This window comes from Nocardioides baculatus, from assembly GCF_016735675.1.
Taxonomy (GTDB): domain Bacteria; phylum Actinomycetota; class Actinomycetes; order Propionibacteriales; family Nocardioidaceae; genus Nocardioides; species Nocardioides baculatus.
In genome coordinates this window covers 782,151-804,125 of record NZ_JAERSG010000002.1, presented here as the reverse complement: position 1 = coordinate 804,125, position 21,975 = coordinate 782,151, and the positions used below count along the sequence as shown (strand labels likewise).

The 21,975-nt window shown below is 72.0% G+C and carries 19 protein-coding genes and 1 rRNA gene; 2 read left to right on the top strand and 18 right to left on the bottom strand.

All coding sequences use genetic code 11. The annotated features are described in order from the left end of the window. From JI751_RS09720 to argC, 10 genes are all read right to left on the bottom strand, one after another. Positions 1 to 119 (bottom strand): 16S ribosomal RNA (locus JI751_RS09720); the annotation flags it as partial. A 470-nt stretch (positions 120 to 589) separates the two neighbouring features. Further along, positions 590 to 1,162 carry a DNA-3-methyladenine glycosylase gene (locus JI751_RS09715; RefSeq protein WP_201935785.1) on the bottom strand — a complete coding sequence of 191 codons (573 nt, stop codon included), beginning with the start codon at positions 1,160 to 1,162 and terminating at the stop codon, positions 590 to 592. Then, entirely contained in the window at positions 1,146 to 2,573 is a 1,428-nt protein-coding gene (gene argH / locus JI751_RS09710) for an argininosuccinate lyase (protein WP_201935783.1), read from the bottom strand. Before argH ends, JI751_RS09715 begins: the two co-directional genes overlap by 17 nt. Continuing rightward, on the bottom strand, positions 2,573 to 4,009 hold the full coding sequence (gene argG / locus JI751_RS09705; protein ID WP_201935781.1) for an argininosuccinate synthase: 1,437 nt from the start codon (positions 4,007 to 4,009) through the stop codon (positions 2,573 to 2,575). The genes argH and argG overlap by 1 nt, the downstream gene beginning before the upstream one ends. Continuing rightward, entirely contained in the window at positions 4,006 to 4,545 is a 540-nt protein-coding gene (locus tag JI751_RS09700; protein WP_201935780.1) for an arginine repressor, read from the bottom strand. The genes argG and JI751_RS09700 overlap by 4 nt, the downstream gene beginning before the upstream one ends. Beyond that, positions 4,542 to 5,468: an ornithine carbamoyltransferase gene (argF, locus tag JI751_RS09695; RefSeq protein WP_201935779.1), complete on the bottom strand. Its 927-nt coding sequence runs from the start codon at positions 5,466 to 5,468 to the stop codon at positions 4,542 to 4,544. Before argF ends, JI751_RS09700 begins: the two co-directional genes overlap by 4 nt. Further along, positions 5,465 to 6,673 carry an acetylornithine transaminase gene (locus JI751_RS09690; protein ID WP_307814051.1) on the bottom strand — a complete coding sequence of 403 codons (1,209 nt, stop codon included), beginning with the start codon at positions 6,671 to 6,673 and terminating at the stop codon, positions 5,465 to 5,467. Before JI751_RS09690 ends, argF begins: the two co-directional genes overlap by 4 nt. Next, the gene (gene argB, locus JI751_RS09685) at positions 6,670 to 7,623 is read right to left on the bottom strand and encodes an acetylglutamate kinase (RefSeq protein WP_201935778.1); all 954 of its coding nucleotides are present in this window, start codon (positions 7,621 to 7,623) and stop codon (positions 6,670 to 6,672) included. Before argB ends, JI751_RS09690 begins: the two co-directional genes overlap by 4 nt. Continuing rightward, positions 7,620 to 8,771 (bottom strand): bifunctional glutamate N-acetyltransferase/amino-acid acetyltransferase ArgJ, encoded by a 1,152-nt coding sequence (gene argJ, locus JI751_RS09680; RefSeq protein ID WP_201935777.1) that lies wholly within the window; start codon positions 8,769 to 8,771, stop codon positions 7,620 to 7,622. The genes argB and argJ overlap by 4 nt, the downstream gene beginning before the upstream one ends. Next, a complete protein-coding gene (gene argC / locus JI751_RS09675; protein ID WP_201935776.1) occupies positions 8,768 to 9,796 on the bottom strand; it encodes an N-acetyl-gamma-glutamyl-phosphate reductase in 1,029 nt (342 codons plus the stop codon). The genes argJ and argC overlap by 4 nt, the downstream gene beginning before the upstream one ends. A gap of 89 nt (positions 9,797 to 9,885) precedes the next feature. Here argC and JI751_RS09670 point away from each other — a divergent pair, with 89 nt between their 5' ends. Both JI751_RS09670 and JI751_RS09665 read left to right on the top strand, forming a co-directional pair. Then, on the top strand, positions 9,886 to 10,689 hold the full coding sequence (locus tag JI751_RS09670) for a maleylpyruvate isomerase family mycothiol-dependent enzyme (protein ID WP_201935775.1): 804 nt from the start codon (positions 9,886 to 9,888) through the stop codon (positions 10,687 to 10,689). A 76-nt stretch (positions 10,690 to 10,765) separates the two neighbouring features. Next, positions 10,766 to 12,151: a calcium-binding protein gene (locus JI751_RS09665; protein WP_201935773.1), complete on the top strand. Its 1,386-nt coding sequence runs from the start codon at positions 10,766 to 10,768 to the stop codon at positions 12,149 to 12,151. Between the two features lie 65 nt (positions 12,152 to 12,216). Here JI751_RS09665 and pheT read toward each other — a convergent pair whose 3' ends face one another. From pheT to rplT, 8 genes are all read right to left on the bottom strand, one after another. Next, entirely contained in the window at positions 12,217 to 14,703 is a 2,487-nt protein-coding gene (gene pheT, locus JI751_RS09660; protein WP_201935771.1) for a phenylalanine--tRNA ligase subunit beta, read from the bottom strand. A gap of 3 nt (positions 14,704 to 14,706) precedes the next feature. After that, entirely contained in the window at positions 14,707 to 15,804 is a 1,098-nt protein-coding gene (gene pheS / locus JI751_RS09655; protein ID WP_201935769.1) for a phenylalanine--tRNA ligase subunit alpha, read from the bottom strand. A 155-nt stretch (positions 15,805 to 15,959) separates the two neighbouring features. Further along, complete coding sequence (locus tag JI751_RS09650; RefSeq protein WP_201935767.1) at positions 15,960 to 18,614, bottom strand: DUF4153 domain-containing protein; 2,655 nt, start codon at positions 18,612 to 18,614, stop codon at positions 15,960 to 15,962. After that, the gene (locus JI751_RS09645) at positions 18,614 to 19,321 is read right to left on the bottom strand and encodes a response regulator transcription factor (protein ID WP_201935765.1); all 708 of its coding nucleotides are present in this window, start codon (positions 19,319 to 19,321) and stop codon (positions 18,614 to 18,616) included. Before JI751_RS09645 ends, JI751_RS09650 begins: the two co-directional genes overlap by 1 nt. A gap of 64 nt (positions 19,322 to 19,385) precedes the next feature. Then, positions 19,386 to 20,459 carry a sensor histidine kinase gene (locus JI751_RS09640; protein ID WP_307814050.1) on the bottom strand — a complete coding sequence of 358 codons (1,074 nt, stop codon included), beginning with the start codon at positions 20,457 to 20,459 and terminating at the stop codon, positions 19,386 to 19,388. 21 nt (positions 20,460 to 20,480) lie between these two features. Further along, positions 20,481 to 20,747 (bottom strand): DUF4031 domain-containing protein, encoded by a 267-nt coding sequence (locus JI751_RS09635; RefSeq protein WP_201935764.1) that lies wholly within the window; start codon positions 20,745 to 20,747, stop codon positions 20,481 to 20,483. Next, positions 20,744 to 21,526: a TrmH family RNA methyltransferase gene (locus JI751_RS09630; protein ID WP_201935763.1), complete on the bottom strand. Its 783-nt coding sequence runs from the start codon at positions 21,524 to 21,526 to the stop codon at positions 20,744 to 20,746. The genes JI751_RS09635 and JI751_RS09630 overlap by 4 nt, the downstream gene beginning before the upstream one ends. A 19-nt stretch (positions 21,527 to 21,545) precedes the next feature. Then, a complete protein-coding gene (rplT, locus tag JI751_RS09625; protein ID WP_201935762.1) occupies positions 21,546 to 21,932 on the bottom strand; it encodes a 50S ribosomal protein L20 in 387 nt (128 codons plus the stop codon). Positions 21,933 to 21,975: the final 43 nt, after the last annotated feature.

Sequence of the window (21,975 nt, the reverse complement as noted above, 5' to 3'; positions counted from 1 at the left end):
TCACGTGTTACTCACCCGTTCGCCGCTCGAGTACCACCGAAGTGGCCTTTCCGCTCGACTTGCATGTGTTAAGCACGCCGCCAGCGTTCGTCCTGAGCCAGGATCAAACTCTCCATCGAAAAAAACACCCAAACACCACCACCCCAAAAAGGCGGCAGACATCCAGGCGACAATCAATAAGAGCCACATCCCCTGACCGACGAAACTGACATGTTGTCAGAATCATTGTCAAAGAAACCATCAACACCATCACCCACCAACCCACAAAGGACCAGCAAGCAACCATGTCAACGGGGCAAAACAAACTAATTCGTCGACTAATCAAACACACTGTTGAGTTCTCAAAAATCAGACGCACCCGATCCTCGCCGGCTGGGCCGGTCCGGTCGCGGGGCAACCTGCAGAAACTTACCGGGCGTGAGGCTCACCGTCAAACTCGTGAGTCTGGCGCTCGGTGTGGTCGCAGCTGGTCTCCGTTCCATCCAACCTTCTGGCCGGGGAGCGGCGCCGCTTGCGGCGACAGGAAGAACATTAGACCCTCCCCGCGGGCCGTGCCAAACCGGGGGTGCCTTCCACGCATAACCGCAGGTCAGCGGCCTGCACGAGATCTCGGTGCTGCCGGGCGGTAGGTGCTCACCGTCGGTTCGCCGGTGATCCAGAACCGCCAGGGTCGGTCGGCCGCGTGCCGCAGCCCCACGCGCGGGCCGGTGCTGATCTGGTCGACCCGCTCCCCCGGTGCCGGCGCGATCGTGGGGCGTACGCCGTTGTCGTCGAGGTCGATCCCCAGTGCGCGGCACAACCGGGCCGGACCACGCGCCAGGTCGCGGTCGCGTGCACCGGGACGACGCTCGCGCGCGAGGTCGAGGCCGGCCACGACCTCCCCCGCCCGCAGCAGCACGGCACCGGGGTCGCCGTCGGGACCGGTCACGAGGTTGGCGCAGTGGTGCATGCCGTAGACGAAGTACACGTAGAGGTGGCCGGGCGGACCGAACATCACTGCGTTGCGGTCGGTCCGGCCGCGGTAGGCATGGGAGCCGGGGTCGGCCGGCCCGGCGTACGCCTCGACCTCGGTCAGCCGCAGCGAGACGCCGCCGTGCGTGAGGATCGCGCCCAGGAGTCGCGGCGCGACCTCGAGCGGGTCGCCCTCAGCCCAGTCGCCCACGGTGCCCGGCCGATGCGGCCCGCAGCTCGTCGAGCTGTTCGCGCACGCGGACCGGCGCGGTGCCACCGCGTCCGGACCGCGACGCGACGGAGCCCTCGACCGTCAGCACCGAGCGGACGTCGGGCGTGAGGTGCGGCGAGATGGCGGCGAGCTGCTCGTCGGTGAGGTCGGGCAGGTCGCAGCCGAGCTCCTCGCAGCGGCGTACGCATGCTCCGGCGAGCTCGTGGGCGTCGCGGAACGGCACGCCCTCGCGGACGAGCCACTCGGCGACGTCGGTCGCCAGGGAGAAGCCCTGTGGTGCGAGCTCGGCCATGCGGGCGGTGTTGAAGGTCAGGGTGGCGACCATCCCGGTGAACGCCGGCAGCAGCACCTCGAGGGTCTGCACGGAGTCGAAGACCGGCTCCTTGTCCTCCTGGAGGTCGCGGTTGTAGGCCAGCGGGAGCGCCTTGAGCGTGGCCAGGAGCCCGGACAGGTTGCCGATGAGGCGGCCGGCCTTGCCGCGGGCGAGCTCGGCGATGTCGGGGTTCTTCTTCTGCGGCATGATGCTCGACCCCGTCGACCAGGAGTCGTGCAGCGTCACGAAGTCGAACTCCCGCGTCGACCACAGGATGACCTCCTCCGCGAGCCGGCTCACGTCGACGCCGACCTGCGCCAGGACGAAGGCGAGCTCGGCGACGAAGTCACGGGCCGCGGTGCCGTCGATGGAGTTGGCCGTGGACCCGGTGAACCCCAGCTCGGCGGCCACCAGCTCCGGGTCGAGGCCGAGGCTCGAGCCGGCCAGCGCCCCGGAGCCGTACGGCGAGTCGGCGGAGACCCGACGCCGCCAGTCGTCCAGCCGGTCGAGGTCGCGCACCAGCGGCCACGCGTGGGCCAGCAGGTGGTGGGACAGCAGCACCGGCTGGGCGTGCTGGAGGTGCGTCCGCCCCGGCATGATCACGTCGAGGTGTCCGGCGGCCTGCTCGGCCAGCGCGTCGACGAGGTCGGCGACGAGACGCGAGAGCACGAGCGAGTGGTCGAGCAGGTAGGCCCGGAAGAGCGTCGCGATCTGGTCGTTGCGGCTGCGTCCGGCCCGCAGGCGGCCGCCGACGTCGGGACCGACCTCCACGAGCAGCAGCCGCTCGAGCGCGCCGTGGACGTCCTCGTCCGTCGGCTGCGGGACCAGCTCGCCGTCCGTCCAGCGCTGCGCGAGGACGTCGAGGCCGCGGTGGATCTCGGACTCCTGCTCCCCCGTCAGGTAGCCGGCCGCTGCGAGCGCCTTGGCGTGCGCGTGCGAGCCCGCGATGTCGTAGAGCGCGAGCTGCCAGTCGAAGTGCGTGGACCGGGACAGGTCCTGAAGCTCCGGCGACGGACCGCTCGCGAACCGTCCGCCCCACAGGGAGCCTTCGTTGGTCGTGCCGGGGGTGTCTGCCATCAGTCGGTACCGAACTCCATCGCTGCTGCGTCGAGGGCACTGTCGTCCTCCGACTCGGAACGAGCGGAGGGGTTGTCGGTGATCTTGTCGTAGCCGCCGGCCTCGATGGCACCGAACAGCGTCCCGTGCTCGACCAGCACCTGGCCCTGGTCGAGCGGCTGGGCGGCGTACATCTCGAGCTTGGCACGCGAATCGGCGATGTCGAGGTTGCGCATCGTCAGCTGGCCGATGCGGTCGGTGGGCCCGAACGCGGCGTTGTCGGTGCGCTCCATCGACAGCTTGTCGGGGTGGTAGGAGAACGCCGGTCCGCTGGTGCTGACGATCGAGTAGTCCTCGCCGCGGCGCAGCCGCAGGGTGACCTCGCCGGTGACGAGCGAGGCGATCCAGCGCTGGATCGACTCCCGGATCATCAGCGCCTGCGGGTCGAGCCACCGGCCCTCGTAGAGCAGCCGGCCGAGCTTGCGGCCCTCGTTGTGGTACTGCGCGACGGTGTCCTCGTTGTGGATCGCGTTGACGAGCCGCTCGTAGGCGATGAAGAGCAGCGCCATCGCCGGCGCCTCGTAGATCCCGCGCGACTTGGCCTCGATGATCCGGTTCTCGATCTGGTCGGACATGCCGAGGCCGTGGCGCCCGCCGATCGCGTTGGCCTCGTGGACCAGCGCGACCGCGTCGTCGTACTGCGTGCCGTTGATGGCGACCGGGCGTCCCTGGTCGAAGCGGATCGTGACGTCCTCGGTCTCGATCGCCACGGACGGGTCCCAGAACTTCACGCCCATGATCGGCTCGACGGTCTCGAGCGAGACGTCGAGGTGCTCGAGGGTCTTGGCCTCGTGGGTCGCGCCCCAGATGTTGGCGTCCGTGGAGTACGCCTTCTCCTGGCTGTCGCGGTAGGGCAGGTTGTTCTCGGTCAGCCAAGCGCTCATCTCGTGCCGGCCGCCGAGCTCGGTGACGAAGTCGGCGTCGAGCCACGGCTTGTAGATCCGCAGGTCGGGGTTGGCGAGCAGGCCGTAGCGGTAGAACCGCTCGATGTCGTTGCCCTTGAACGTCGAGCCGTCGCCCCAGATGTTGACGCCGTCGTCGTGCATCGCCCGCACCAGCATCGTGCCGGTGACCGCGCGGCCCAACGGCGTGGTGTTGAAGTAGATACGGCTGCCGGAGCGGATGTGGAAGGCGCCGCAGGCGATCGCGGCGAGGCCCTCCTCGACCAGCTGCGTCTTGCAGTCGACCGCGCGCGCCAGCTCGGCGCCGTACTGCATCGCGCGGGACGGTACGCCGGAGATGTCGGGCTCGTCGTACTGGCCGATGTCGGCGGTGTAGGTGCACGGCACCGCCCCCTTGGCGCGCATCCAGGCGACCGCCACCGAGGTGTCGAGGCCGCCGGAGAACGCGATGCCGACGCGCTCGCCGACGGGGAGGGAGGTGAGGACCTTGCTCACGAGTTGGTGTCCTTGTCTTCGGTGGAGGGCGTGTGGTGGTTGGCCAGGTCGAGGAACCGCTGCGCGAGGGCGTCGCCGCCGAGCGGGTCGCGACCGATGACCAGGAGGGTGTCGTCGCCGGCGATGGTGCCGAGGACGTCGCCGAGGTCGGCCTTGTCGAAGGCGCTGGCGAGGAACTGCGCGGCGCCGGGCGGCGTACGCAGCACGACGAGGTTGGCGCTCGCCTCGGCGCTCACGAGGAGGTCGGCGCACAGCCGGGCGAGGCGGTCGCGGCCGGCGGCGCTGTCGCGGGGGCCGACGACGGAACGGTCGCCGCCCTCCCCCGGCACGGCGTAGACGAGCGCGCCGTCGGCTCCGCGCACCTTCACCGCGTCGAGCTCGACGAGGTCGCGGCTGAGCGTCGCCTGGGTGACGTGGACGCCATGGTCGCCGAGCAGGTCGGCGAGCTCGGTCTGCGAGCGCACCGGTTGCGTGGTGACGATCTCGACGATCCGCTGGTGGCGGGCGCCCTTCGTCAGGGGCGTCAACGCCGTCATGGGCGGTCCATGAGCCAGGTGAGCACGGCCTTCTGCGCGTGCCGGCGGTTCTCCGCCTCGTCCCAGACCACCGACTGCGGGCCCTCGATAACCTCGTCGGCGATCTCCTTGCCGCGGTAGGCGGGCAGGCAGTGCATGACGATGGCCTCCGGGTCGGCGTGGGCGAGCAGCTCCTCGGTCACACCGTAGGGCGGGAAGATCCGGAGCCGGTCCGCGGACTCCTCCTCGCGGCCCATGCTGACCCACGAGTCGGTGATCACGACGTCGGCGCCGGTGACCGCCTCGACGGGGTCGGCGGTGAGCTCGATCGAGCCGCCGGTGTCCTGGGCGATCTCCCGCGACCTGGCGACCACCCCGGCGTCGGGGGTGAAACCGTCGGGCGCGCCGATGACGACGTGCATCCCGGCACTCGCACCGGCGAGCACCCACGAGTTGCCCATGTTGCAGGCGCCGTCGCCGACGAAGGCGGCCCGGACGCCGGCGAGCCGGCCCTTGTGCTCGCGGACCGTCTGGAGGTCGGCGAGCAGCTGGCAGGGGTGGAACTCGTCGGTGAGGGCGTTGAGGACGGGTACGCCGGCGTACTCGGCCATGGTGACCACGTCGCTCTGGTGCGCGGTCCGCCACACGATCGCTGCGGCCTGGCGGCCGAGGACGCGTCCGACGTCCTCGACGCCCTCGCGCGAACCCATCGCCGCGAGGCCGCCGTCGACGGTCATCGGGTTGCCGCCGAGCTCGGCGATGCCGGCCGCGAAGGAGACCTGCGTACGCAGGGTCGGGCGGTCGAAGACGAGCGCGACGGTCCGCGGGCCGGCCAGCGGCTTGTGGTCGAAGGGCTCGGCCTTCATCCGGTCGGCGAGGTCGAGGACCTCGATCAGCTCGGCGGGCGACAGGTCGTCGTCGCGGAGGAAGTGGCGGGTGCTCATGGAGTCTCCTGCGCCCCGGTGCGGGCGTCGTCGAGGATCTGCGGGAGGGCGGCGTCGAGGGCGTCGAGGTCGTCGGCGCTGATCACCAGCGGCGGGACGAAGCGCAGCCGGGTCGGTCCCGTGGCGTTGAGGATGAAGCCGGCGCTGCGGGCCGCGGCCACGGCGTGGGTCGCGTAGGGGCCGTCGAGCTCGGCGCCGCGCATCAGTCCGGCACCGGTCACCTCGACGACACCGGGCTGCTTCGCCAGCAGGGCGGCGAGCTGGTCCCCCCGAGCGTGGGTCGCGGCGAGCAGGTCGTCGGCGACGATCGTGTCGAGCACGGCGAGCGCGGCTGCGCAGGCGATCGGGTTGCCGCCGAAGGTGGTGCCGTGGTTGCCGGGCTGGAGCAGCGTCGCCGCTTCCCCGCGGGCGACCGTGGCGCCGATCGGGATGCCACCGCCGAGGCCCTTGGCCACGGTGACCACGTCGGGCTCGATGCCGTCGAGGAGCTGGTGGGCGAACCACGCACCGGTGCGGGCGATGCCGGTCTGCACCTCGTCGAGCCAGAGGAGCGCACCGTGGTCGCGGGCGATGCGCTGCGCGGCAGCGAGGTAGTCAGGTGACGGCACCACGACGCCGGCCTCGCCCTGGACCGGCTCGAGGACGATCGCGGCGACGGTGTCGTCGACAGCTGCCTCCAACGCGGCCACGTCGTCGTACGGCACGAAGGTGACGTCGCCGGGCAGCGGCTCGAACGGCTCGCGGTAGGCGGCCTTGGAGGTGAGCGCGAGCGCACCCATCGTGCGGCCGTGGAACGAGCCCTCGGCGGCGACGATCCGGGTGCGGCCCGTGCGCCGGGTGAGCTTGAGGGCGGCCTCGTTGGCCTCGGCGCCCGAGTTGCTGAAGAAGACGCGGGCCTCCTCACCCCACCCGAGGAGCGACACCAGCCGCTCCGCGAGGGAGACCTGGGGCTCGGTGGCGAAGAAGTTGGAGACGTGGCCGAGGGTCGACAGCTGGGTCGTCACCGCCTCGACCAGCGCGGGGTGCGCGTGACCGAGGGCGTTGACGGCGATGCCCGCCAGCAGGTCGACGTACTCCTTGCCGTCGGCGTCCCACACGTGGGCTCCCTGCCCGCGGCTGAGGGCCAGGGCCGGCGGGCCGAAGGTGTTCATGACCGCGCCGGCGTAGCGGTCCTGGATCGCGCTCACGTCGTGGGGTGACTTCACGATGCGTCCTCCGCCTTCGGGTAGGGCTTGCGCAGCTTGGTGGCGGCACCGGGCAGCACCTGGGTGCCGACGCCCTCGTCGGTGAAGATCTCGAGCAGCACGGCGTGCGGCTCGCGCCCGTCGACGACGGTGGCGCGCGGCACTCCCCCGACGACGGCCTCGTAGCAGGCGCGCATCTTGGGGATCATGCCCGCGTCGAGGGACGGCAGCATCTCACCGAGGGCCTCGGGGCTGATCTCCTGGATGAGGTCGTCGGACTTGCCGTAGTCGCGGTAGAGGCCCTCGACGTCGGTGAGGACCATCAGCTTCTCGGCGCCCAGGGCGATCGCGAGGGCAGCCGCGGCGGTGTCGGCGTTGACGTTGTGCACGAGTCCGTTGGCGTCGGGCGCCACCGAGCTGACGACCGGCACGCGACCGGCCTCGATCAGGTCGAGGACGGCCTCGGGGCGGACCTCCGCGACCTCGCCGACGAGGCCGAGGTCGACCTCCTCGCCGTCGACCACCGTGTTGGTGCGCTCGGCGGTGAAGAGGCCGGCGTCCTCGCCGGACAGCCCGACCGCGAGGGCTCCGTGCTGGTTGATCAGGCCGACGAGCTCGCGCTGCACCTGGCCGACGAGCACCATCCGGACGACGTCCATCGCCTCCGGCGTGGTGACCCGGAGGCCGCCACGGAACTCCGACTCGATGCCGAGCCGGTCGAGCATCTTCGAGATCTGTGGGCCGCCGCCGTGGACGACGACCGGCTTGAAGCCGGCGAACCTCAGGAACGCGATGTCCTCGGCGAAGGCGACCTTGAGGGCATCGTCGGTCATCGCGTTGCCGCCGTACTTCACCACGATCGTCTGGCCGTGGTAGCGCTTGAGCCACGGCAGTGCTGCCGCGAGCGTGCGCGCCTTGGCGGGGTCGGGCCGCGTCGGGCCGGGGCTGGGGTCTGAACCGGTCTCGATCATGAGCTGTAGGCGCTGTTCTCGTGGACGTAGGCGTGGGTGAGGTCGTTGGTCCAGACGGTCGCGCGGGCGTCGCCGGACTTGAGGTCGATGGTCACGCTGACCTCGCGGCCGGTGAGGTCGACGGTCGCCGGGTCCTCGGCGGGGGTGGACTGCCGGCAGACCCAGACGCCGTTCATCGCGACGTCGAGGTCGGCGGGGTCGAACTGGGCGCTCGTGGTGCCGATCGAGGCGAGGACGCGTCCCCAGTTGGGGTCGTTGCCGAAGACCGCGGCCTTGAAGAGGTTGCTGCGGGCCACGCTGCGGCTCACCTCGACGGCCTCGTCCTCCGACGCGGCGTGGAGGGTGGTGATGGCGATCTCGTGGTCCGCGCCCTCGGCGTCCTTGAGCAGCTGCATCGCGAGGTCGGTGCACGCCTGGGTCAGCGCGGCGGTGAAGTCCTCGGGGGTCGGCGTGATGCCGCTGGCACCCGACGCCATCACGGTGACGGTGTCGTTGGTCGACATGCAGCCGTCGGAGTCGAGCCGGTCGAAGCTCACCCGTGTCGAGGCACGCAGCGCGGCGTCCAGCTCGGCGGCAGGGACGACCGCGTCGGTCGTGATCACGACGAGCATCGTGGCGAGCGCGGGCGCGAGCATTCCGGCGCCCTTGGCCATCCCGCCGATCGACCAGCCGGCGCCCTCGACGACGACGGTCTTGCTGACCGAGTCTGTGGTCATGATCGCCTCGGCGGCTGCCTGACCGCCGTCGGCGGCCAGCGCTGCGGTGGCGGCGTCGACACCTGCGAGCAGGTCGTCGCGGTCGTTGGCGAGACCGATCAGCCCGGTGGAGCAGACGACGACGTCGACCGCACCGATGCCCAGGCCGGACGCGACCCGCTCCGCGACGGCGTGCGTGGTCTGGAAGCCCTCGGGACCGGTGTAGCAGTTGGCGCCGCCCGAGTTGAGGACGACCGCCTTGACCGTGCCGTCCTTGACGACCTCCTGGCTCCAGAGGACCGGGTTGGCCTTGCAGCGGTTGGCGGTGAAGACGGTGGCGGAGTCGAAGGTGGGGCCGTGGTTGACGACCAGGGCGAGGTCCTTGGCGCCGGTGGACTTGAGTCCGGCCGCGACGCCGGCCGCGGTGAAGCCCTTCGGAGTGGTGGTGGTCATGGTGCTAGTCCGATCGTGGAGAGCCCGGTGGCCTCGTCGAGGCCCAGGGCGAGGTTCATGCACTGGACGGCGGCTCCGGCGGTGCCCTTGGCGAGGTTGTCGACCACGGCCACCGCCACGAGACGTCGTACGCGCTCGTCGACGGCCACCTGCACCTGGACGGCGTTGGAGCCGAGCACGGACTGGGTCTGCGGCCACTGGCCCTCGGGCAGCAGGTGCACGAAGGGCTCGGTGTCGTACGCCGATGCGTAGGCGTCGCGCACTCCCGCGAGGTCGACCCCGTCGAGCAGGGGTGCCTGGACGGTGGCGAGGATCCCGCGGGACATCGGGACGAGGAGCGGCGTGAAGCCGACCTGCACGGGCGCGCCGTGGACGGCGCTGAGGTTCTGGACGATCTCGGGCGTGTGCCGGTGGGTGCCGCCGACGCCGTAGGCGCTGGCATTGCCCATCACCTCGCTGCCGAGGAGGTGCGGCTTGGCGGCCTTGCCGGCCCCGCTGGTGCCGGAGGCGGCGACGACGGTGACGTCGGGCTCGACGAGACCCGCCCCGATCGCCGGCGCGATGGCGAGGGTGGAGACGGTCGGGTAGCAGCCGGGCACCGCGATCCGCCTCGCGCCGCGCAGCACCTCGCGCTGGCCGGGCAGCTCCGGGAGACCGTAGGGCCACGAGCCGGCGTGCTCGCCACCGTAGAACGCGGTCCACTCCCCCGGGTCGGTCAGCCGGAAGTCGGCGCCGCAGTCGACGACGACCGTGTCGTCGCCGAGCGCCTGCGCGATGGCGGCGGACTGTCCGTGCGGGAGGCCGAGGAACACCACATCGTGTCCGGAGAGGGTCTCGACAGTGGTGTCCACCAGGACCCGGTCGGCGAGCGGCAGCAGGTGGGGCTGGAGGGCGCCGAGCCGCTCGCCCGCGTTGGAGCCGGCGGTCAGTGCACCGACCTCGACGTCGGGGTGGCCGAGCAGGAGGCGCAGCACCTCGCCCCCGGCGTACCCACTGGCTCCGGCCACGGCGACTGACACGGTCATGTGCATGACTATACAGCGGACTGCATGTCCGACCGAATCGGGTCGAAATCCTGGCGCGCGCCGTCCGACCGCTCCCCTACGGTGCAGGGGTGACCCGACTCTCCCCCGAGACCTACCTCGACCACATCCGCGCCGAGTCCGCGCGCTTCCGCGACGTCCTCGCGGCGTGCGACCCGGAGGCGCGCGTCCCCTCCTGCCCCGACTGGAGTGCCGCCGACCTGCTGTGGCACCTCGCCACGGTCCAGCGATGGTGGGCCGAGGTCGTGGCCGCGCGCCCGACCCGGCCGGAGGAGAGCGATCCACCGCGCCCGGAGGCCTACGACGAGCTGCTCGCGACCTTCGACGAGTGGTCGGCCGGGCTCGTGCGCGTGCTCGAGGGAGCGAAGCCGGCGGACGAGGCGTGGAACTGGTCCGACGACCACACGGTCGGCTTCATCCTGCGCCGCCAGGCCCACGAGGCGCTCATCCATCGCGTCGACGCCGAGCTGGCCGCGGGTGATCGCAGCGACCTCGACCCGCTCCTGGCGAGCGACGGCGTGCACGAGTGCCTGGACGTGATGTACGGCGGGTGTCCCCCGTGGGGCCACTGGGAGCCCGGCGAGGGCCTGGTCCGCGTCGACGTGACCGACACGGGCGAGGAGTTCTGGGTGCGGTTCGGCGTCTTCTCCGGCACCGATCCCGACAGCGGGACGTCGTACGCCGACGAGGAGGACTTCCACGTCGTCGAGGCGCCCGCGGACGACGAGGTGGAGCCCGACGTGGTCGTGGACGGCACGGCCGCGGCGCTCGACCTGTGGCTGTGGAGCCGCGCCGGCGACGAGGACCTGTCGGTGGCAGGCGACCAGGCGGTCCTCGACCGGTTCCGCGCGATCGTCGGCTCCCCGATCAACTGAACCCCGGGCGTGGGCAACCGATCGGCGACGGGCCGCGTCTCCTGACGGACAGCCACCACCTCGGGAGAGGCCCACCATGACGCCCCGTCGTCCAGCTACGACCACCGCCATCACGCTCCTGCTCGGAGCCCTCGCGCTCGGAGCACCTGCTGCCCATGCCGACCCGCAGACCTGCCAGGGACGCGCGGTCACGGTCACCGGCGACGCGGGGACGCCGGGCGACGACGTGATGGTCGTCGGACCGGGCCAGAAGTCCGTCGACACCGGCGCAGGCAATGACCTGGTGTGCATCCGGCTCGACGACAGCGTTCGCCGCTACCTCTTCCTCGGCACCGGCGACGGTGACGACGAGGTGCACAACGAGACCGTCGCGAGCAAGCGCAGCCTGACCGTCTACCTCGGCTCCGGCTCCGACACCTATGTCGGGAGCGATGCGACGGGCGAGTTCGTCGCGGCTGGCACCTCCGACTTCGCGGACTCGACCGACACCGAGAGGGACGTGATCGACACCCGGGGCGGCAACGACACGGTGACCAGCGGGACCGCGGTCGCGGGAACCCGGAACTCCGACGTCATCTCCACCGGAGCGGGCGACGACGGCGTCAACTGGGCCGGTGAGCAGACCGGGCCCGCCATCGACCTCGGCGACGGCGACAACCGGCTGCGGCTGACGTCGGGCTGGTCCGGCTCGGACGTCTCCATCGACGCTCCTCGGGGCGTCGTGGCGGTCGACTCGCGGCCTGTGCTGCGCTGGAGCGGCCCGGTGACGTCTTGGGGACTGGAGTACTCCCACCTCCGCACCACCTTCACCGGCGCCGACGTCGGCGAGTACCTCACGTTCTGGCCCACCCAGGCCGCTGACGGTGGCCCGTCCCCGGTTGGTGACGCCCGGCTCCGGCTCGACGCCGACATGGGCGGTGGCGACGACCGGATCGAGATGCTCGACGCTGCCGGGGGCGACCGGATCGGCGGCCCCGGTCGCGACCGGCTGGGCATGCCACGGTGCCGGGTCGCGGACGTGCGGCTGGGTATCGGCTACGACTGCACGGACGAGAGCAGGGCACGTACGGCGTACTCCGGGTCGCTGGACGCCTGGGAGACCATCTCGGTGGCGGGGGGTCGATCGAAGGTGATCGGCACGAACGGGCCGGACACCATCCGCGTCTACACCCGGACGGCCCGCGTCGAGGGACGTGGCGGCGCCGACGTGCTGAGCTCGTCCAGCGACCGCACGGCCAAGGCCTCCCGGGTGCCGTTCGTCCTCATCGGGGGCTCCGGCGCCGACCGGCTCCAGGGCGGCTACAGCAACGAGAAGCTCGTCGGAGGCCGTGGCAACGACACGATGCTCGGTGGGCCGGGCGAGGACCGGATCTTCGGCGGGCCCGGCCGCGACCGTGCCGTCGGACAGGGTGGTCGCGACCGCTGCGTCGCGGAGGTCCGCCGCTCCTGCGAGCTGCGCTGACACGTGCCACTGGCCCGTGAGTCTCCTGGAGACTCACGGGCCAGTGGTGTGCCAGGACGGCGCGCTCAGGCGCGCTGCACGGCGCCGGTGCGCTCGGTCGCGAGCGCCACTGCCGCGTCGCGTGCTGCTGCCGCCTCGCCCTCCTTGAGGGTCCGGTCCGGTGCCCGGAACCGCAGGGCGTAGGCCAGCGACTTCTTGCCCTCGCCCACCTGGTCGCCGGTGTAGACGTCGAAGAGCCGGATCGACTCGAGCAGCTCGCCCGCGCCCTCGCGCAGCGCCGCCTCGACGTCGGCCGCCGGCACGGAGGCGTCGACCACGAGGGCGACGTCCTCCTTGGCGACGGGGTACGACGAGAAGGCGGGCGCCGGTCGGAGGTGGACGGCCCGCTCGATGAGGAGGTCGAGGTCGACCTCGGCGGCGACGGTGCGCTTCGGCAGCCCGAAGGCCTGGCAGACCGTCGGGTGCAGCTCGCCGGCGTGGCCGACGACCTGACCGTCCACGGACAGCTCGGCGCACCGGCCGGGGTGCCACGGGGCCAGGTCTGCCGAGGAGGCCTTCACCTCGAGGCCGATCGCGGCCGCGACCGACCGGATGGCCTCGACGGCGTCCGACCAGGTGACCGGACGAGCAGGCCCCCACCAGCCGGCAGAGGCCGCGTCGCCGGCGGCGACGAGGGCCAGGCGCAACGGCTGGGCAGGCAGCGCGGCGTCGAGCGCGGCGAACTCGTCGTCGCTCGGCCGCCGGTCGACCGGCAGGATCGCCGCCGGGCCCGAGTGACGCGGCAGGGTCACGGTGCCGATCTCGAAGATCGCCAGGTCGGCGTTGCCGTGACCGACGTTCCTGCCGGCCGTGCGCAGCACACCGGGCAGCAGTGTCGTGGTCATGAAGGGCGCCTCGGCGCTGAGCGGGTTCGACAGCCGCAGCAGGTCGCGCCGCGGGTCGTCGGCCGGGAGGCCGAGGTCGTCGAGGTCGGTCGTGCCCACGAACGGGAAGGTGACGACCTCCACGAAGCCGTCGCCGGCCAGTGTGCGTCCGATGCGTCGGCGCAGCTGTTGGGAGCGGGTGAGTCCGCGTCCCGACGGCGGCGTCGGGAGGACCGACGGCACGTGGTCGTAGCCGACGAGCCGGATGACCTCCTCGGTGAGGTCCTGGGGGTCGGTCAGGTCGGGGCGCCACGGCGGCGGAGTCACCGTCAGGGTGCCCGAGCCAGACACCTCGCACCCCACCGCGCGCAGGCACTCGATGCTGCGCTCCTCGCTGATCTCCATCCCCGACACGCGGGCGGCCAGGTCGCCGGCCACCTCGATGACGGGCATCGCGGGCGGGGTCCCGACCACGGTGACGCCCGCGTCCGCGGTGCCGCCGCCGTGCTCGACCAGCAGCTCGACGACGCGGTCGGCCGCGGCCTCGCAGATCGTCGGGTCGACACCGCGCTCGTTGCGCTTGCCGGCCTCGGAGGTGATCTTGTGGCGCCGGCCGGTGCGATACATCGACACGGCGTCCCAGTGGGCCGCCTCGACGAGGATCGAGGTGGTCGTGTCCGACATCTCGGTGGTCTCGCCGCCCATCACGCCGCCGAGCCCGATGATCCCCGAGTCGTCGGTGACGACGAGGTCGGCCGGGTCGAGGGCGCGGTCGGTGCCGTCGAGGGTGGTGAGCCGCTCACCGTCGCGTGCACGGCGTACGACGATCGCGCCCTGCACCTTGTCGGCGTCGTAGCCGTGGATCGGTCGGCCGGTCTCGAGCATCACGTAGTTGGTGACGTCGACGGCCAGAGAGATCGGCCGCATCCCGGCCGCGGTGATCCGCTGCACGATGTGGTCGGGCGTCGCGGCGGTCGGGTCGAAGCCCGTCACCCGCCGCGCCACGAAGACCGGGCAGCCCTCGGCGTCCTCGACGACGACCGGGTGGCCCTCGTCGTTGGGCGCGGGGGGCGTGCGGTCCGTCGGGTCGCGGAAGTCGCTGGCGCCCTCGACCGAGACCAGCACCTCGCGGGCGATGCCCCGGATCGACAGGGCGTAGGCCCGGTCGGGGTTGATCTCGAACTCGATGGTCTCCTCGTCGAGCCCCAGCACCGGGCGTACGTCGTCACCGGGCTCGCCGGCGTCGGCGGGCAGCACGATGATGCCGTCGTGGTCGTCGCCGAGGCCCAGCTCGCGGGAGGAGCAGATCATCCCGGCGGACATGTGGCCGTAGGTCTTGCGGGCGCCGATCTCGAAGCCGCCGGGCAGCACACCGCCCGGCAGCACCGTCGCGACGAGGTCACCGGGCTCGAAGTTGTGGGCGCCGCAGACGATGCCCTGGGGCTCGCCGGTCCCGTTGGCGTCACCGACGTCGACGGTGCACCAGTTGATGGTCTTGCCGTTCTTCTGCGGCTCGGGCTCCATCGTCAGGACGCGACCGATCACCAGCGGGCCGGTGATGTCGCGGCCCGGGCTCACGACCGCCTCCAGCTTGAGGCCGGTCAGCGTCAGCCGGTCGGTGAGGTGCTCGGTCGTGGTGCCGGCGGGCACGTCGACGTGCTCGAGGATCCAGGAGAGGGGTGCCTTCATGGCTCAGATCTCCGTTCCGAAGGACGAGGCGAACCGCACGTCACCCTCGAACAGCGGACGCAGGTCCTCGAGGTTGTGGCGGAACATGAACGAACGGTCGATGCCCATGCCGAAGGCGAAGCCGCTGTAGACCGACGGGTCGACGCCGCAGGCGGTGAGCACGCGGGGGTTGACCACGCCGCAGCCGCCCCACTCGATCCAGCCCTCGCCGCGGCAGGTCCGGCACGACGCGGGCTCGACGTTGCGACACACGAAGCAGAGCACGTCGACCTCGGCGGACGGCTCGGTGAAGGGGAAGTAGGACGGCCGGAAGCGCGTCGTGATCCCGTCACCGAAGAGCTGGGAGGCGAAGTGGTCGAGCGTGCCCTTGAGGTGGGCCATCGTGATGCCCTCGTCGACGACGAGGCCCTCGACCTGGTGGAACATGGGTGAGTGCGTGGCGTCGTACTCGTCGGTGCGGAACACCCGGCCGGGGCACACCACGTAGATCGGGGGCTTGCGGGTCAGCATGGTGCGCGCCTGGACCGGTGAGGTCTGGGTGCGCAGCACGACGTGGTTCTCGGCCGGCTCGGTCCAGAACGTGTCCTGCATGGAGCGCGCGGGGTGGTCGGGCCCGAGGTTGAGCGCGTCGAAGTTGAGCCACTCGGCCTCGACGACCGGACCCTCGGCGACCTCGTAGCCCATAGCCACGAAGAGGTCGGCGATCAGCTCGGACTGCAGGGTGATCGGGTGGCGGCCGCCGCGGCGGGCGCGGGTGGTGGGCAGGGAGACGTCGACCGTCTCCTCGACCAGCATCCGCTCCTCGTGCTCGGCCTCGAGGACCGCCTGACGCGCGGCGAGCGCCTGGTTGACGGCACCGCGGGTCTGGCCGATGCGCTGACCGGCGTCCTTGCGGGCCTGCGGCGGGAGCGCACCTATCTCGCGGTTGGCGAGGGCGAGCGGCGACCGGTCGCCGGTGTGGTCGATGCGGACCTGCTTGAGGGCGTCGAGGTCGGCGGCTGCGGCGATCGCGGCGAGGGCCGCCTCGCGCATCTCGTCGACCTGCTCGGCCTTCAGCGGGGTCACTTCGACAGGGTCGTAGTCGGTGTTGGGGCCGGACATGGCTCCCTTTCGCGCGGCGACAGCAGGTCGCCGCAGAGTCTAGAAGTGGTGAGCGACGGGTCGGACGGGGACTCCCCGGACCCGGATGACGTCAGCTGCCCGACGGACCAGGTCCGGGGCGCAGAAATCGCAAGCTCGTGTCCACGGGACGCATGCTACCCGTTGAAGGACGCGAAGACGTCACTGCATTCGTCGTCACGGGTGGTGGGGAAGGCGGAGACGTCGACGTCCTCCAGGACCTGCTCGGCCCGCGCCCGACCGAGGTTCCACGCGCGCGCGTCGTCCAGCGTCTCCTCGCTCAGGCTGTTGTACGGCAGCAGCCGCAGGACGCACCGCGCCACGTCGGGTCCGAGCCGGTCGGCGATCACGGGGCTGGCGTCCCCCGACAGGGACATCAGGTAGGGGACGTCGAGCTTGCCGGTCGCGTCGTACCGGTCGAGGTTGCGCCCGGCGACCCAGGCGTCCGGGTTGATCGCGGCCAGCCCGACCAGCGCGAGCGCCCCGGACGCGAGCGCGATGCGGGGAAGCCACCGGCCTCGGCCGGCCACGCCGGCCACCATGATCGCGAGGACCACGAAGCCGAGCCAGCCCTCGAAGACGTCGACGAAGAGGCGCAGCGTGGTGAAGCCGTACGCGTCCTGGTAGACCGCCATCCCCCGGAGGGCCGAGGCCACCACGAGCAGCGTGAGGACGCACAGCAGCCCGAGCGACCCGAGCAGCCAGCGGCGGTCGTCCCGGCTGTCGCCGGCGCGGCGGGAGGCGACCCACACGACGAGCACGGTCAGGGCGGTGGCGAGGGTGAGCTGGCCGAAGCCCTGGTGCACGAAGTCGGCGTAGGTGAGGCCGGTCGACTCCTGGATGTAGTCCTCGCCGCCGACCAGCGCCCTGGCCTGGGCGGCCATGAAGGCGAGGAAGACGCCGTCGACGACCAGCACCGGCACGAGCCACTCGAAGCGGTTGGTGAGCGGGGTCGGCCGACGATCCGCGAACATCTCCACGCGCGCCGGGTTGAGGGCGACGTAGGCCGCGCCGAGGGTCACGGCGAAGACGAAGCAGGCCAGGAACCCGCGGCCGACGAGGTCGTTGAAGCTCAGGCTCGGCACGAGCGCGTCGACCCACGAGCCGAAGACCGGGTTGGCGGTGGCGAAGATCGTGCCGAACACGCCGAGCGCCAGCACGGACCACGCCGCCGTACGCACCACGGCGGGCATGTGCGACCCGGTGCCGGCGAGCCGGAGCGACCGGCCGAACCACGGCAGGCCGCGCAGCGAGGCGAGCGGCCAGGAGATGCCGGTGAGCAGGAAGCCGGGCAACGTGCGGGCCCCCGTCACGCCGCACAGGAACACCGCCGTGGCCGCGAGCAGGCAGAGCAGCTGCACCCAGACGGCGGCGAGCAGGGTCATCGGGAGCACGAGCAGGATCGCGAGGCCGGTGCACGCGAGCGTCCAGGGGTCGCGGCGGTGGCGGGCCGTGAGCAGGGCGGCGGTGCCGCAGCACAGGGCGACGAGGGTCCAGCTGATGCCGGGGCCGTGGAAGGACAGCGCCACCCCGGCGACGACGCCGGCGATCGCGGCGGCGAGGACCGTCCGCCAGCCCGACGAGAGGCCGGACTCGGGCCAGAACCGGCCGAACAGGGCGTCCATGCCCTGCTGCTGGGCCGCGGGGTGGGGAGGGGCCGCGGGGTGGGGAGGGACGGACGGGTGGACGGGTGCGGCGTGGGTCATCGTTGCCTCCTGGACGCGGGAAGGGACGGGGGAAGGGACCGGCGAAGGGATCGGGGAAGGGACCGGGGTGGACGTCCGCTCGGGACGCGTGGGCACGTCCAGCCGCAGCCGCGCCCCGCTGCCGGAGCGGGGGTCGAGGAAGCGCAGCGTGCCGCCGTGGAGCTGGGCGACCCACCGGGCCACGGCAAGGCCGAGGCCGGTGCCCCCGCCGGCATCGGTGCCGAAGCGCTCGAAGACCCGCTCGCGGTCCTCGGGGGCGACTCCCCCACCGTCGTCGGCCACCTCGAGCCACCACCCCCCTCCGTCCCCGTCGCCACCCGTGCCCCCCGTGACCCGGACGGCGGTCCCTGCGGGCGCGTGCCGGCCCGCGTTGTCGAGGACGTTGACCAGCAGCTGCCGCAACCGGGCCGGGTCGCCCTCGACCGCCAGGTCCGCCGGGACGGCGACGTCGAAGTCGCCCGTGCGTCCGGCCGCGGCCACCTGGGCGACGGACTCCTCGACCAGCGTGCGCAGCGCGACCGGCTCGCGGTCGAGCTCGACCACCCCGGCCTCCAGCCGCGACAGCTGGAGCAGGTCGTCGACGAGGCGTCCGAGCCGCTGGGCCTCCTCGAGCGCGGCGCCGAGGTGCTCGGAGTCCGCGGGCACCACGCCGTCGGCGAGGTTCTCGAGCAGCGCGGTCATCGCGGTGAGCGGCGTACGCAGCTCGTGGGAGACGGTGGCGATCAGGTCGCGGCGTTCGCGGTCGACGGTCGCGAGGTCCTCGGCCATCCGGTTGAAGGCGGCGGCGAGCTGGCCGACCTCGTCGGTGGCAGTGGTGCGGACGCGACCGGAGTAGTCGCCGCGCGCCATCGCCCGCGAGACCTCGGTCATCCGGCGCAGCGGCGCCACCATCCCGGCGGCGAGCAGCTGGGTGACACCGAGGGCGAGGGCCACGCTCACCGGCAGCACCAGGAGGGGCGAGACGTGGGCTGCCGAGCCGAGCAGGCTCAGCAGCACGGCGACGACCACGGAGGCGGCGACGAGCAGCCCGAGCTTGACCTTGAGGCTCGACACCGTGTCGAGCGGCGTCGGGGTGCGGGGAGTCATCAGATGGCCTCGAGCGCGTAGCCGACCCCGTGGACCGTACGGATGCGCGCGGCGCCGACCTTGGCCCGCAGCGCCTTGACGTGGCTGTCGACCGTCCGGGCGGCGCCGGCACTCCCCCAGGCGTCACCCCAGTCCCACACCTCGCGGAGCAGCCGGTCGCGGCCGAGCACCTGCCCGGCCTCGCGGGCCAGGCACAGCAGCAGGTCGAACTCCGTCGGGGTCAGGTGGACCGGCTCCCCCGCCACGGTCGTACGCCGGGTGCCGGGGTCGATGCTGATCGCGCCGACCTCCAGCGGGGCCGGCCGATCGGCAGCGAGGGCCTCGGCCCGCTCGACGCGCCGCAGGAGGGCGGCGACCCGTGCGACGACCTCGCGCATCGAGAAGGGCTTGGTGAGGTAGTCGTCCGCACCGACGCCGAGTCCGACGAGCACGTCCGCCTCGTCGTCGCGAGCGGTCAGCATGAGCACCGGTACGGGTCGCGCGGCCTGGATCCGGCGGCAGACCTCGAGGCCGTCGAAGCCGGGCAGCATCACGTCGAGGAGCACCACGTCCGGGCGTGCCGAGGCGGCGAGGTCGACCGCCGACGGACCGTCGAAGGCCTGCTCGACGGTGTAGCCCTCGGCGCGCAACCGCTGGGCCAGCGCATCGTTGATGGTGCGCTCGTCCTCCACCACGAGGGCGGTGCGGGCAGGCGTGCTCGACGTCATGGACCGACCCTAGGATCCCGGCAGCGCAGGAGGCGGGGACGACTCGTGAAGGTTGTGTGGAGGTCTACTGCTCAGGTCGCAGGTCGTCGCTCGGCCAGTCCACCATCACGCGGGCGCCACCACCGGGGGCGTCGTCGATCGTGACCCAGCCGCCGTGCGCGCGGGCGAGGCCGCCGACGATGTACATCCCGAGCCCGCTCCCACCGGAGTCCCCGGTCGTCCAGAACTTCGTGAAGACCCGCCGACGCAGCTCGACGGGGATGCCGTCGCCCTCGTCGTCCACCGTGATGCGTACGCCGGCGTGGCTCTCCGAGTGCGAGAGGGTCACGCAGACCTGGCCCTGTCCGTGGCGGATGGCGTTCTCGACGAGGTTGGTCACGACCTGGGTGAACTTGTCGGGATCGGCGAAGACGTCGGGCAGGTCGCTCGCGACGTCGAGCCGGATCTCCCGGGAGGTGCCCGCCTCGATCGAGTCGACCACACGACGCACCAGCACCTCCGCGGACGACTCGCGGGGGTAGAGCTGGAGCCGGCCGGTGTCGATGCGGGCCACGTCGAGGAGCTCGGCGATCAGGCGCGCCAGCCGGTCGGCGTCGGCGTTGACGGTGGTGAGCATCAGCTTGCGCTGGTCGTCGGTGAGCTTGTCCCAGCGGTTGAGGAGCGCCTGCACGAAGCCCTTCACCCCGGTCAGCGGCGAGCGGAGCTCGTGGGCGACGGTGGCGACGAGGTCGGAGCGCTCCCGGTCGAGCCGGGCCCGGCCGCGACCGCTGCGCAGCCCGACGGCGATGCCGACCACCGGCGCGAGGGCCTGGTCGCGGATCAGGGTGGCGGTCGTGAGGACCTCCTCGCCCGACGCGCTGAGCCACGACTGCTCCGGCACGCCGCGGACGATCGAGATGCTCTCGAACGGGTGGTTCACGTCCAGCCAGGTCCGTCCGTCCTGGTCCAGCAGCCGGAGGACGTCGGACAGCGGAAGACCGAGTGCTTCCTGGGCATCGACACCGAGCAGCGCAGCCGCCTGCGCGTTGATGATCGTGACGACGCCGTCCCTGGTCGCGCCGAGCACACCGTCGGGGTAGTAGTCGGCCAGCGACCGCAGCCGGGTGGGCGAGCTGTCGACCTTCCTCTCCCCGGGCACGTCGGTCACCCTAGGGCAGATTCAGCGTCCGGACTGCGCCTTCGGCCGTCGCAGCCCCGCGGCGCGCAGCGCCGCCACCAGCTCGCGCGACGTGACCGGCACGGCGCCGGCGGCCACCATCGCGTCGTAGAAGTCGGACGGGACGTCGTAGTGGTCGCGGTCCCAGCCCCGGGCAGGGATCCCGTGGGCGGCCGCGAACTCGTGCGCCTCGTCGTACGACGTGTCGCTGGCCAGGTGCGACCAGAGCCGGTCCCACCTGGCCACGGCAGGTGGATCGATGAGGATCATCGTGACCTCTGCGCCCGTGCGCTGGCGTAGAGGCAGACGGCCGCGGCGGTCGAGAGGTTGAGGCTCTCGGCGCGTCCGTGGATCGGGATGGCGACGCGGTGGTCGGCCAGTGCGGCGAGCTCCGTCGGCAGCCCCCACGCCTCGTTGCCGAAGAGCCAGGCCGTCGGGCCCGCCAGGTCGGCGTCGAACAGGTCGACCTCGCCCGCGCCGTCGGCGGCGAGCACGGTCAGCCCGCGCGCCTGGGCAGCCCGGACCGCGGTGGCCGGATCGGGCTCGACCGCGAAGGGCAGGTGGAACAGGCTGCCGACCGTGCTGCGGACCGTCTTGGGGTTGTAGGCGTCCACCGACTGACCGGCGAGCACCACCGCGTCGGCGCCGGCCGCATCCGCCGTACGGATCACGGTGCCGGCGTTGCCCGGGTCGCGCACGTCGGCACAGATGGCCAGCAGGCGAGGTGAGGCGTTGATGACGTGCGTCAACGGGGCGTCGATGTGGCGGCACACAGCCACGACCCCGGCCGGGGAGACCGAGTCGGACAGCGACGCGAGCGCGCGCTCGTCGACGAGCGTGACGGTCGCGGTGGCCAGCAGGTCGGCGTACTGCTCGAGCGCCGAGGGCGTGGCGAAGACCTCGACCACGCAGCCGGCGACCGACAGCGCCCCCTCGACGGCCTTCGGGCCGTCGGCAAGGAAGAGCCGCCGCTCGGTGCGTACCGAACGGCGGCTCAGCTTGCGAGCCTCCTTGACGCGGCTGTTCGTCGCGACGAGGGGAGTGCTCATGTGGATCGGACCTGCTTGATCAGGCGGAGACCTTGGGCGCGTTGACGTCCTCGGGCAGCGCGGCCTTGGCGGCCTCGACGAGCGCGGCGAAGGCCGGGGCGTCGTTGACGGCGAGCTCGGCGAGGATCTTGCGGTCGACCTCGATGCCGGCGAGGCCGAGGCCCTGGATGAACCGGTTATAGGTCATGCCGTTGGCGCGGGCCGCAGCGTTGATGCGCTGGATCCAGAGCTTGCGGAAGTTGCCCTTGTTCTTGCGTCGGTCGTTGTAGCTGTAGACCAGCGAGTGGGTGACCTGCTCCTTGGCCTTGCGGTAGAGCCGCGAGCGCTGGCCGCGGTAGCCGCTCGCACGGTCGAGGGTGGTACGACGCTTCTTCTGGGCGTTCACTGCGCGCTTCACGCGTGCCATGGGGTTACTCCTTGATGCTGTGGGATGAAGACGGGGAAGGCGG

Bases quoted from the DNA above. Each gene is read 5' to 3' on its own strand.
- pheS (WP_201935769.1), bottom strand. From the start codon at position 15,804: ATGTCCGGCCCCAACACCGACTACGACCCTGTCGAAGTGACCCCGCTG.
- argH (WP_201935783.1), bottom strand. From the start codon at position 2,573: ATGGCAGACACCCCCGGCACGACCAACGAAGGCTCCCTGTGGGGCGGA.
- pheT (WP_201935771.1), bottom strand. From the start codon at position 14,703: ATGAAGGCACCCCTCTCCTGGATCCTCGAGCACGTCGACGTGCCCGCC.
- JI751_RS09665 (WP_201935773.1), top strand. From the start codon at position 10,766: ATGACGCCCCGTCGTCCAGCTACGACCACCGCCATCACGCTCCTGCTC.
- JI751_RS09650 (WP_201935767.1), bottom strand. From the start codon at position 18,614: ATGACTCCCCGCACCCCGACGCCGCTCGACACGGTGTCGAGCCTCAAG.
- JI751_RS09645 (WP_201935765.1), bottom strand. From the start codon at position 19,321: ATGACGTCGAGCACGCCTGCCCGCACCGCCCTCGTGGTGGAGGACGAG.
- argC (WP_201935776.1), bottom strand. From the start codon at position 9,796: ATGACCGTGTCAGTCGCCGTGGCCGGAGCCAGTGGGTACGCCGGGGGC.
- argB (WP_201935778.1), bottom strand. From the start codon at position 7,623: ATGATCGAGACCGGTTCAGACCCCAGCCCCGGCCCGACGCGGCCCGAC.
- argJ (WP_201935777.1), bottom strand. From the start codon at position 8,771: ATGACCACCACCACTCCGAAGGGCTTCACCGCGGCCGGCGTCGCGGCC.
- JI751_RS09630 (WP_201935763.1), bottom strand. From the start codon at position 21,526: ATGAGCACTCCCCTCGTCGCGACGAACAGCCGCGTCAAGGAGGCTCGC.
- JI751_RS09635 (WP_201935764.1), bottom strand. From the start codon at position 20,747: ATGATCCTCATCGATCCACCTGCCGTGGCCAGGTGGGACCGGCTCTGG.
- argF (WP_201935779.1), bottom strand. From the start codon at position 5,468: ATGAGCACCCGCCACTTCCTCCGCGACGACGACCTGTCGCCCGCCGAG.
- JI751_RS09700 (WP_201935780.1), bottom strand. From the start codon at position 4,545: ATGACGGCGTTGACGCCCCTGACGAAGGGCGCCCGCCACCAGCGGATC.
- rplT (WP_201935762.1), bottom strand. From the start codon at position 21,932: ATGGCACGCGTGAAGCGCGCAGTGAACGCCCAGAAGAAGCGTCGTACC.